The organism is Mycobacterium sp. (genome assembly GCF_035314665.1).
Lineage (GTDB): Bacteria > Actinomycetota > Actinomycetes > Mycobacteriales > Mycobacteriaceae > Mycobacterium.
Map to the genome: position 1 here is coordinate 1 of NZ_DATFZD010000266.1, position 10054 is coordinate 10054.

Annotated in this window: 11 protein-coding genes; 1 reads left to right on the top strand and 10 read right to left on the bottom strand. The window is 65.1% G+C overall.

The window, feature by feature from the left end; all coding sequences use genetic code 11:
* The 3 genes from VKI00_RS18920 to fadD5 form a co-directional block, all read right to left on the bottom strand.
* The coding region (locus tag VKI00_RS18920) for an ABC transporter permease (RefSeq protein ID WP_324440066.1) at positions 1 to 492 on the bottom strand (492 nt) is incomplete at its 3' end.
* Complete coding sequence (locus tag VKI00_RS18925) at positions 489 to 1211, bottom strand: MlaE family ABC transporter permease (protein ID WP_414687237.1); 723 nt, start codon at positions 1209 to 1211, stop codon at positions 489 to 491. The genes VKI00_RS18925 and VKI00_RS18920, both read right to left, overlap by 4 nt.
* A gap of 305 nt (positions 1212 to 1516) precedes the next feature.
* Positions 1517 to 3157 (bottom strand): fatty-acid--CoA ligase FadD5, encoded by a 1641-nt coding sequence (fadD5, locus tag VKI00_RS18930; protein ID WP_324440085.1) that lies wholly within the window; start codon positions 3155 to 3157, stop codon positions 1517 to 1519.
* Positions 3158 to 3297: 140 nt separating this feature from the next.
* Here fadD5 and VKI00_RS18935 point away from each other — a divergent pair, with 140 nt between their 5' ends.
* Positions 3298 to 3990 (top strand): GntR family transcriptional regulator, encoded by a 693-nt coding sequence (locus VKI00_RS18935; protein WP_324440087.1) that lies wholly within the window; start codon positions 3298 to 3300, stop codon positions 3988 to 3990.
* Here the strand turns inward: VKI00_RS18935 and VKI00_RS18940 are convergent.
* The 7 genes from VKI00_RS18940 to VKI00_RS18970 form a co-directional block, all read right to left on the bottom strand.
* On the bottom strand, positions 3987 to 4427 hold the full coding sequence (locus tag VKI00_RS18940; RefSeq protein WP_324440068.1) for an SRPBCC family protein: 441 nt from the start codon (positions 4425 to 4427) through the stop codon (positions 3987 to 3989). The genes VKI00_RS18935 and VKI00_RS18940 overlap by 4 nt on opposite strands.
* 238 nt (positions 4428 to 4665) lie before the next feature.
* Positions 4666 to 5145 carry a thioesterase family protein gene (locus VKI00_RS18945; RefSeq protein WP_324440070.1) on the bottom strand — a complete coding sequence of 160 codons (480 nt, stop codon included), beginning with the start codon at positions 5143 to 5145 and terminating at the stop codon, positions 4666 to 4668.
* Between the two features lie 11 nt (positions 5146 to 5156).
* Positions 5157 to 6464, bottom strand: a complete 1308-nt coding sequence (locus tag VKI00_RS18950; RefSeq protein ID WP_324440072.1) for a hydroxyacid-oxoacid transhydrogenase — start codon at positions 6462 to 6464, stop codon at positions 5157 to 5159.
* 41 nt (positions 6465 to 6505) lie between these two features.
* The gene (locus VKI00_RS18955; RefSeq protein WP_324440074.1) at positions 6506 to 7453 is read right to left on the bottom strand and encodes an alpha/beta hydrolase; all 948 of its coding nucleotides are present in this window, start codon (positions 7451 to 7453) and stop codon (positions 6506 to 6508) included.
* On the bottom strand, positions 7450 to 8961 hold the full coding sequence (locus VKI00_RS18960; protein WP_324440077.1) for an NAD(P)/FAD-dependent oxidoreductase: 1512 nt from the start codon (positions 8959 to 8961) through the stop codon (positions 7450 to 7452). The genes VKI00_RS18955 and VKI00_RS18960 overlap by 4 nt, the downstream gene beginning before the upstream one ends.
* Complete coding sequence (locus VKI00_RS18965; protein ID WP_324440079.1) at positions 8943 to 9677, bottom strand: SDR family oxidoreductase; 735 nt, start codon at positions 9675 to 9677, stop codon at positions 8943 to 8945. Before VKI00_RS18965 ends, VKI00_RS18960 begins: the two co-directional genes overlap by 19 nt.
* On the bottom strand, positions 9674 to 10054 hold a 381-nt coding region (locus VKI00_RS18970), incomplete at its 5' end, for a nuclear transport factor 2 family protein (protein ID WP_324440081.1). The genes VKI00_RS18970 and VKI00_RS18965, both read right to left, overlap by 4 nt.

A 10054-nucleotide genomic window follows, 5' to 3' on the forward strand; every position in this document is an offset into this window, starting at 1 on the left:
GTAGGCCATCGACTTGACGCCCATCACTTCCAATGCGTCGATCTCCTCGCTGATTCGCATGGCGCCCAATTCGGCGGTAGCGCCGGCGCCCACCGTGGCCGCCAGCACGACACCGGAAACGACGGGGGCAACCAGACGCACGTTGATCAGTGCGGCGACAAATCCGAGCAGCGTCTGGAGTCCGACGTGGCCCAGTGACGAGAGACCCTGAATGGCAACCAGCGAGCCGGACGACAGCGTCACGAAAGCGATGATCACCGCGGTGCCGCCGACGACGGCCATGGCGCCGGTACCCATGCCGACCTCGGCGATCAGCCGCACGATTTCCTTGCGGTAACGGGTCAGCGCCCAACCCATGTCGCGACCGCCGAGGATCGCGAACCAGCCCAGCCTCCCGGCTTCTTCAAGGGGTTGGGTCGCGGCGCCGCCGAAGCGACGAAGGTCGGCGGATACACGCGGGAAGCGGCCGCTCAGTACTTGGGCCAGCGTCATCCCAGGGCCCCCGTTCCGAACTTCACACCGATGGTGGTCAGCACAACATTGACCGCGTACAGCCCCACCACGCACAGCACCACGGTCTCGTTGACCGCGGTGCCCAGACCCTTCGAACCGCCGCGCACGGTCAGCCCCCGGTAACAGCCGACCAGGCCCGCGATGAGACCGAAGGTCAACGCCTTGACCGTCGAGATGACCACTTCGGGCAGTCCGGTGAGCTGGGTCAGCGTGGCGAGGTAGGCACCGCCGGACACGTTTTGGAAGTAGACGCCGAAAAGGAAGCCGCCGACCAGTCCCACCATGCACACCAGGCCGTTGAGCAGCATCGCGACCAGGGCGCAGGCCAGAACCCGGGGCACCACCAGTCGGTGGATGGGGTCGATGCCGAGCACCTCCATCGCGTCGATCTCTTCACGGATGGTGCGCGCACCCAGGTCGGCGCAGATGGCCGTGGCCGCCGCGCCTGCAACGACCAGCACAGTCACAATCGGGCCGATCTGGGTGACAACAGCGACGCCCGCGCCCGCCCCCGAGATGTCGGCGGCGCCGACCTGGATCAGCAGGATGTTGAACGTGAAGATGAAAAGCACCGTCACCGGCACCGAGACGGCCATGGTCGGCAGAATTGCGACCTTGATGATGAACCAGCACTGGAGGATGAACTCGCGCCACTGAAATGGCGGCCGGAACAACGCTTTTCCGGTGAGCACGCACATCCGGAAAAAGCCACCGACGAGGACAAGCGGCGGACCTAGCCGGTCGCGGACGTAATCGGTGATTCGTGGCTGCGTCGTCGTCACCGGAGCCCCCCCAGGAGGGAACCGCGTGCCTCGCGGCGTCGCGGCTGATCGTGTCGCACGCCTCCTCCTTGCCCCGTCCCTAGGTGTGTGACGTCCGTCTCCCTACTCGCAGGTAGTAAGGCAGACCACAGGACTGTACCCGATGGGTTCGTGGGCTGGCATAGCATCCGCGTTATTAGCCTTTCATCAATTGGACCTGCGAGTTCTTCGTTATGTCAGCTTCACCCATCCCTCGTTGGATCCGTTGACGCGTAAGCGCTTTCAGGGGCGTCCGAGGCACCGTAGCGTGCCCGCAATTCGGTCTTCAATACCTTTCCGGCAGGGTTGCGCGGCAAGGCGTCGACGATCTCCAGCCCCTTGGGGTGCTTGTAGCGCGCCAATCGCTCGTTGAGGAACTCATCGAGATCCTCGAGGCGCAGGTCGCTTTGGGCGACGGCCGCAACCGCGATCGGTACCTCTCCCCACTTTTCGTGTGGACGACCGATGACCGCGACCTCGACGATCCCGGGGTGACTCGCCAGGACGTTCTCCACCTCCGCGCAGTAGATGTTCTCGCCGCCGGAAATGATCATGTCCTTCTTTCGGTCGACCACCCAGACATAACCCTCCTCGTCCATCCGGACCAGGTCGCCGGAGTGGAACCAGCCGCCGTGAAACGCCTCGGCAGTCGCCTCCGGATTGTTCCAGTAGCCGCTCATCAATGTGGGTGCGCGGTAGACGATTTCACCGACCTCGCCGATGGGCACGTCGTTCATGTCTTCGTCGACCACCCGGGCGGCCACCGTCGGGATCACCTTGCCTACCGAACCGCGCTTCCGGATCGCGTCCTCGCCGAGCAGCATGCAGGTGACCGGCGACATCTCCGTCTGTCCGAATGCGGCCAGAATCTGCGTCCCGGGAAAGGTTTCCGACATCTGTCGCAGCAGGGTGTCCGACGCCGGGGCGGCGCCCCACGACATCACCCGCAGTTTCACGTCGCGCGGATTGGCCTGCTGCGCATTGCATACCGCCTGCCATTGCGCGGGCACCAGGAAGATCCCGGTGACCTTCTCCGCGGCCAGCACGTCGAGCAAGTGCCCGGGGTCGAACGCGCCCAGCGGATGAATCACCGTCGGGATCCCGAGCAGCATTCCGGTTAATAGGTTGCCCACTCCGGCAATATGGAAAAACGGGACGCCGATGAAGCCAACATCGTTGACGTCGACGCCGTGGGTATAGAGGCCGGTCATCGTCTGCCCGGTCAGGTTGGTGTGGGTCAGCACGGCGCCCCTCGGCCGCCCGGTGGTGCCCGAGGTGTACATGATCAGCGCCGGCGAATCGTTGGGGACGTCGAATGGTTCGGCCGGATCACCGGACTCGTTCACCAACTCCTCGTAGCTCAGCAATCCCTCATCGGCAGCGTCGCCCGCGACGACGACAGTGTTCAGCACCGAGGTGATATCGCGGACGCCGTTGCCCACCGCGGCCAGGACGGGTTCGGTAATCATCACCCGGGCCTCGCAGTCGTCGACCAGGAAGGCGATCTCGGTCGGGGTCAGCCGGAAGTTGATCGGAACCGCGATGGCTCCGATCATGTTGGCCGCCAGCACCGACTCGACGAACTCGGTCCGGTTCAGCATCAGGATCATCACCCGGTCCCCGGAGCCGACCCCTCGGCGGCTCAGGGCGCCGGCCAGCGCAGCAACGCGGCGGCGTAGTTCGGACCAGGTGACGGTATGCCCCAGGAATCGCAGCGCCGCAGCACCCGGCTGCATTAACGCGTGCCGTTCGAGTTGATTGACCCAATTCTGTCGTCGCGCCAAATACGGCTGCTGGGCGGTGACCCCGACATCAGAGCCGGTATGAAGCTGGTGGCCAGTCAACTCAGCGGTCAACTAGTTGCTTCCTTCCTGATCGCTGACTCATTCCTCGAGTTGATATTTGATAAAACTTGGTGTTGTCTGGATCACACTATGGTCTTGGTGGCGCGAAGACAACCCCGTTGACTTCCCTGGGGGCACCCATTTCTCCGCGGCTTTCCGTGCGACGGGAGGCGAAGCTTCCGCTACGCCGAGCGCAGCTGTCCGACGAGGTCGCGGGCCATTTGAGGGTCGCGATCATGTCGGGCACGCTGCGGCCGGGGACGTTCATCCGGCTCGACGAGACGGCGGCCAAACTCGGCGTCAGCGTCACGCCGGTTCGCGAGGCGTTGCTGAAGCTGCGTGGCGAGGGCATGGTGCAACTCGAGCCGCACCGCGGCCACGTCGTGCTGCCGCTGACTCGGCAGGACATCGACGACATCTTCTGGCTGCAGGCAACCATCGCCAAGGAGCTTGCCGCCACCGCGAGCCAGAACATCACTGACGCCGAGATCGACGATCTCGAACGCATCACCGATGCGCTGACCACCGCCGTCGCCGCCGCGGACACCGAGGCGATCGCGGCGACGGAGTTCGCGTTTCACCGGGCTTTCAATCACGCCACCGGGCGAATCAAGCTGGCGTGGTTTTTGCTGCACGTGGCTCGGTATATGCCGTTGACGGTGTACGCCACAGATCCGCAATGGGGTGCGGCCGCGGTCAAGAACCACCGCGAGGTGATCGCTGCGCTGCGACGCCGCGACACCGCCGCGGTCGTCGAGCACACCAACTGGCAATTCACCGACGGCGCGCGCCGGCTCACCGAAAGGCTGGCTGGCAGCGGGATCTGCGGCTAATCCCCCGATAGCTCCTCGGCACGCTTCTTGAGGTTGTCGGCGAGGTAGTCCAAGACGTTGCCGACCAGCTGCTTGACCATCGGCGCGGGTATCGGCATCTCCGTCTCGACATCCAGGTCGACCGTCAGCAGCGAGGTCGCGCCCGTCTCCACGACGCTGAACAGCTGCTCCTGCTTTTTGAACAGATTGCCCTGCTGCATCACGGTCTGAATTTGGCTCGGGCTGGGGTAGTACACCGCTTGGATCAACGTGTCTTCGATAGCTTCGTAGGCAGCATCAAGGCGTAACTGGCTGGGGCGTCCGTCGTCGTAGCGGGCCAGCACCCACAGTCCTTTTATCTCTTTGTTCCACTGCGGGTAGGACTCGAAGTCCGCGACGATGGCCAGAATCTTGGCGGCGTCGGCGCTGACTTCAACTGTCTTGCTCACAAACGGCATTGGCCGAGCATAACGAGCGCGTGGTGGCGGCCTAACTCTCAATACCGTGCAGTTGGGATCTCAACAGACTCAGCGGCCTCTTCCGTCGCTGGCTGAAGGATTAGTGCCTTCTACAGTTTGATGACGTGGTGATATCACCCCGACGGTGGTAGCGCATGCGCCATCGCTTTCAAACACCATGTCACGGTCGGGAGCCGGTGCTGACGTGGCTGGTGGTAACGGAGTGATTGGTCGGGCCCTAGCTCACGCACGCCGTCGACAGCAGCGAGCGGATCTCATCAGGGATCGGTACCGGCCGGCGGCCGGTGCGGTCGATGTAGACGTGCACCCAGTGCCCAAGCGCCGCGATCGTCTGCTCCTGTTCGGCGGCCAGTTCTTCGGCCGCCCGGAAGATGCCGAGCCGATAGGTGACGCTGCTGCGCCCCAATCTCGTGACCGCCAACCCGACGACCAGCCGCTCCGGAAAATGCAGTTCGGAGAAGTAGCGGCAGCCCGATTCGGCGACGATGCCCTGGGCCGCCATGGTGACCGGGTCGACGGCGACGTTCGTGTTGATCCAGCCGTTGATCGCGGTGTCGAAAAGCTGGTAGTAGACCGCGTTATTGAGGTGCCCGAACATGTCGTTGTCGGCCCACCGGGTGAGCACCGGCCAGAGCACCGGAAAGTCGCGGCTGGTGAGCCCGTCCGAGTCGGGTGGACCCGCGGGAAACGGAGTCATGGCTGTATTCACTACCAGTAGCGCATGGCACGCCGAAACAGGTCCGCCAGAACCGGTTTGCTCATCTCTCGCGGAGCATTCTGCAAGAGGCGCTGCTGAGGGTAAGCACCCTCGGTCAGGGCGACCACGTCATCTTCGGTGTATCCCACGCCACCCAGCCCATTCGGCATGCCCACCGCCCGCATGACGCGGATGAGTTCGTCGGCTAGCACCTCGCCCGCATCCGTCGCGCCGGCTCCCTGCGTGTCAGCGCCGAGCAGGCGTGCGCCCTCCAAGTGGCGCTCCGGGCTCACCTCCGCTGTGAACCGGAACGACGACGGTGCATTGAGGATGACGGCCATGCCATGCGGCACCAGCGGCTCATCGGCCGGGTAGCCCGACGGGCGGAAGTCACGCACCAGCCCTGCCACCGCGTAGGCCATGCCGTGTGGTGCGTGAACGCCCGCGTTGCCGAACGCGATGCCCGCAAGCGTTGCAGCCCACATCATCTGCTCGCGGGCCTCGCTATCCGAAGCGTCGTGCACCGCACGCTCCAAAAACTGCCCCAGCAGGCGCAACGCCTCACGGCAGCCCAAGTCGCTCCACGGGTTAGCACCTTGACTCATGGGCCGTAGGCTCGGGCGTTTGGGAGCGGACCGGAGGACGTAGGGCCTCGCGGTATAGGACTCCAACGCATGCGACAGCACATCGAGGCCCGCGGAGGCGACGACCTCGGGCGGCAGGCTCGCGGTGCAGTCCGGGTCGACGAGCGCTTCGGTGGGACGCAGCGCGTGAGACGCGATGCCCGTCTTCGCCGAGAGCGACACAAGGTCAAAGATGGCGATGCCGGTGACCTCGCTGCCGGTGCCCGCCGTGGTGGGGCACGCGATATGCGGCTTGAGCGGGCCGGGAACGGGTTTGCCCTCGCCGATGGGCGCGTTGACGTAGGTCAGAAAGTCAGCGGGATAGCTGGCGTACAGATTGGCGGCCTTGCACGTGTCGATGACCGATCCGCCGCCCAGCGATACGTAGCCATCGGGTTGCACCTCTTGCGCGAAACGCACCCCACCCAGGAATGACGCGTCGGTGGGCTCCACACGTACGTCGGTATAGGTGACTACGTCCAGTCCGGCGGCGACCAGCGAGTCGTGTGTCTTCGCGAAGATGGGCAGTTCGGCCACGCCTGCGTCGGAGAACAACGCGACCCGCCGCAGCCCGAGCGCGCCGGCTCGGTCACCCACCTCTGCCAGGCATCCGCGCCCGAAAGTGACCCGCGACGCGTCGACCGTGAAGGCTCCGTCGCAATCCTTTTCAGCAATTGGGAGATCGCAGCACGCCATCCGTCCTCCTGAGCCGGTCGCGACGGCAATCTACCGCACGCTCAGGCGCCGTCCCACACGCGGCGGAGGGCTTGCCCCTGCAGGGCGAATAGTTGCTCGGAAACCGACCAGTCCGGTAGCAGCGAATCGAAGCCGTGGCAGGTGCGCGCAAACACGTGGAGCTCGGTGGAAACCCCCGCGCGAAGCAGCTGTAGCGCATAATCGACCGCTTCATCGCGAAATGGATCTATCTCCGCGCAGGTGATCAAAGCGGTTGGCAGACCACTTAATTGGTTTCGCCGCGCCGGCACGGCGGCCGCTGGTCCCGCGTCGGGGCCCAGGTAATAGCGCCACATCAGATCCGCTGCCTCGCTGTCGAAAGCGGGGCTGGTGCAGAACTCGGCCTTCGACGCGGTTTCTCGATCGTCCAGTACCGGCTGGTGGAGAAGCTGGAAGTTGACCGCCGGCAGCGAGCCGTCGACGGTGCCGTGGGCCAGGCACGCCGCCAGGGTCGCGCCGGCGCTGCTGCCACCCACCGCCAAGCGCGCAGGGTCGACGCCCAGGTCCGTCGCGTTGGCCGCCACCCATCGCAGCACGGCGCTCGCGTCATCGAGGGCGGCCGGATATTGATGCTCCGGGGCCAGCCGATAGTCGACCGACACCACGGTGCAGCGACCGCGTCGGGCGAGCTCCACGCACTGCCGATGGTCGGTGTCCAGGTTTCCCAGGGCGAAGCCGCCGGCGTGGCAGTAGACGATCGCCGGCGCCGGATCCGTTTCGGCGCGAGAGTAGATGCGCACCGCCACGCTGCCGGAGTCGGCGGCCACGGTGTCCTCGACGATCCGCACGCCTTGTGTGTCCGTGTGTTCGGCGGCCTCGCTGCGGCGCTGGTTGAACGGTTCGCGCATAAGGTGAATCGAGTTGAGCGAGAAGTCGGTCCGCGTCGTAGCGATGGCGCGCAGGGCGGGATCCAACCGCTCAAAGCCGTCCAAGCCGTTCGGTTCCGTCATCGACTGCCCTTGTCCAACGCCATCGACGCGTCGGGCACACTCTCGGCCGGGGCCGCAAAGGTGAAGTCGGCGGACTTGAATCGGCGCGTCATCTCCCAGAAGGCGCGCGCGCTGCGCGGCCATTGCGTCACCACCCGCCCGTTGGCGGCGCGAAAGTAGTTGCTGCACTGGGTGGTCCACACGGTGCCCTGCATCCACTCGTCGATCTTGGCGAGGAAGTCCGCCATCGCCGACGGCCGCACCGCGACATACGACTTGCCCTTGCGCCGCAGGTATCGCAGTGCCCGCACGATGTAGCGGGCCTGTGCTTCGAGCACGAAGATCACGCTGTTGGAGCCGACGTTGGTGTTGGGTCCGTACAGCATGAAGAAGTTGGGAAACCCAGGCACCGCCATGCCCAGATATGCGTGTGCGCCGTCTCGCCAGACATCGTGCAGCCTGACCCCGCTCTCGCCGGTCAGCTCGATCTCGCCGAGATAATCGGCTGCGGCATAGCCGGTTGCGCACACCACCACGTCGACGTCGCGCTCGGTGTCGTCCTCGGTCACCAGCGATCTGGTGCGCAGATACCGTGCCGGGCTGCTTAGTACCTCGACATGCGGCTGCGCCAACGCACTCAGGTACTCCGACGAAAAGACCAACCGCTTACAGCCCATCGGATGGTCCGGGGTCAGCTTGCGGCGCAGCTGCTCATCGGGAACCGACTTCTCCAGTAAGTGCTGCGCGATCGCGGTGAACTCCTGGGTCTTTTGGCTGCCGTGCTCGATCACCGAGATATTCGCCTCGCTGCGCAGCCACAGCCGCGTCCGGTAAAGCTTCTTCGCAAACGGAACATGCGCGAATAGCCAACGCTCCCTTGCGCTGTAGGGCCGATCCGGTTTCGGCAGTATCCAGGTCGGCGACCGCTGCACCGAGTACACCTGCCCCGCGACCTTCGCCAACTCCGGTATCAGCTGCGAGGCCGTCGAGCCCGTCCCCAGCACGGCCACCCGCGCACCCGCGAGGTCGACCGAATGATCCCACCGCGACGAGTGCATCACCGTTCCGGTGAACGGCTCCTGTTCGACGAGCTCTGGCAACACCGGCTGGGTGAACAACCCGACGGCCGAGACCACCACATTGAATTCGTGACGTTCACCCGCGGCGGTCGTCAGCTGCCAGCGCTGCGCGTGTTCATCCCATCGCGCGGAACGGATTTCGGTGCCGAGCCGCAGATGTGGTCGCAGGCCCTGCTCGTCGACGCAACGCTCGAAGTACTTCAGGATCTCCGGCTGCGACGACCACAGCCTCGACCAGTGCGGGTTCAAATCGAACGAGTACGAATACAGGTGCGACTTGACGTCGCAGGCCAGCCCCGGGTAGGTGTTGATCCGCCATGTTCCACCGACGCCGTCTTCCCGATCGAAGATGGTGAAGTCGCGTAAGCCCGCTCGCGTCAAAAGTATTCCCAGCGCGATGCCGCCGGGGCCGGCGCCGATGATGCCGACCTTCATTGGATTTTCAGGCATTGACCACCGTCGATGACGAGTTCCGAACCGGTGATGAACGACGCCTGATCGGAGACCAGGAACGCGACGGCATCGGCTACCTCGGACGGCTGCCCGATCCGTCCGCTGACCGACGTCGCCACCAGCCGCGCCTGGGTCTCGTCGTCGAGCATCGGTGTCGCGATCGGCCCGGGAAACACCGCGTTGACGCGGATGCCCGTCGGCGCAAGTTCAGCGGCGGCGGCCTGGGTCAGGCCGCGCAGCGCCCACTTGGACGAGCCGTAGGCGCTGTTTTTCGGGAACGGCTTGATTGCGCCGGTGCTGCAGGTGTTGACGATGGCCGCACCTTCGGCGGCGCGTAGCTGGTCGAGTGTCGCCTTGATACCCAGGAAGGCGCCCAGACAGTTAACCCGCCAAGCTCTTTCGAATCCTTCCATCGACTCGTCGGCGATCGATGCGCGGTGCAGCACGCCGGCGTTGTTGACTAGGGTGCTCAACGATCCGAACTTCCCGACGGTGGTGGCAACCGCCTCCTGCCACTGCGACGTCGACGTCACGTCGAGTGGAATCGCGATGACCCCGTCGTCGTGCAAGCCGTCGACCGCGGTGTCGAGTTCGGCGGCGCTGACATCGCAGGCCGCGACGAAAAACCCGTCGGCGCGCAACCGTTGGGTAATGGCCCAGCCCTGTCCGCGGGCGGCCCCGGTTACCAGGGCGACGCGTTGTCGGGTCGTCACAGTGTCGGGACCTCCGGACGGTCAGCGAGTCCGCCGCTGGTGATGAACCGGCATCGGCGACGGCGGAATCGCCACTGCTTGCCGTCGCGGCTGAGTTCATCGTCGAACAGGGCGGGCCGCAGATGCATCGTGCCGGCTTCGACGAGCAGCACCTGTGAGCGTGCTGTCGCGGCGTTCTCGGCTAGTTCGATGCTCGACACCCCGGTCAGGTGCAGGCCGCGGGGTGCGGATTCGAACATGGCGCGGATTTGATCGCGTCCACTGAATTCCCGCCCGAACACCACGAACTGGCCGTCGTCGGTGAAAAGCTCGAGGCATCGATCGATGTCGTCGGTGTCGAGGGCCAACGCGTAACGCGCCAGCAGGTCGCGGATCGC

Bases quoted from the DNA above. Each gene is read 5' to 3' on its own strand.
- VKI00_RS18925 (WP_414687237.1), bottom strand. From the start codon at position 1,211: ATGTGCGTGCTCACCGGAAAAGCGTTGTTCCGGCCGCCATTTCAGTGG.
- VKI00_RS18940 (WP_324440068.1), bottom strand. From the start codon at position 4,427: ATGCCGTTTGTGAGCAAGACAGTTGAAGTCAGCGCCGACGCCGCCAAG.
- VKI00_RS18945 (WP_324440070.1), bottom strand. From the start codon at position 5,145: ATGACTCCGTTTCCCGCGGGTCCACCCGACTCGGACGGGCTCACCAGC.
- VKI00_RS18950 (WP_324440072.1), bottom strand. From the start codon at position 6,464: ATGGCGTGCTGCGATCTCCCAATTGCTGAAAAGGATTGCGACGGAGCC.
- VKI00_RS18955 (WP_324440074.1), bottom strand. From the start codon at position 7,453: ATGACGGAACCGAACGGCTTGGACGGCTTTGAGCGGTTGGATCCCGCC.
- VKI00_RS18960 (WP_324440077.1), bottom strand. From the start codon at position 8,961: ATGCCTGAAAATCCAATGAAGGTCGGCATCATCGGCGCCGGCCCCGGC.